General features: G+C 62.3%; 1 protein-coding gene. It reads left to right on the forward strand.

All coding sequences use genetic code 11. The annotated features are described in order from the left end of the window. Nucleotides 1-361 (forward strand): transposase (locus AC5ZGW_RS47635; RefSeq protein ID WP_496114336.1); only part of this gene is annotated, 361 nt, incomplete at both ends.

Below are 361 nucleotides of genomic sequence, written 5' to 3' on the forward strand. Positions count from 1 at the left end.
CCGAACGCCGCGCCTCGGAGATCATGCTGAAGGCCCAAGGCAAAGCCGCCGGCCACCGCATCACGGCCGGCGAGGACAAGGCGTACGATACCGCCGATCACGTGGCCAATCTTCGTGCCATCAACGTGACACCGCATGTGACGCAGAACCAGGCCGTCACCAAAACCGGCAAGAACCGCAACAGCGCCATCGACGGACGAACCACGCGGCATCCGGGATACGGCATGTCACAATCGCGCCGGGCGATGATCGAGTGCATCTTCGGTTGGGGCAAGCAGCACGGGACCATGCGCAAGACCAAACATCGCGGCATCGGTCGCGTCGCCGCCGATTTCCTGCTCAATCTGATCGCCTATAATCT

The sequence above is a fragment of the Bradyrhizobium sp. Crot121 genome (assembly GCF_059512385.1).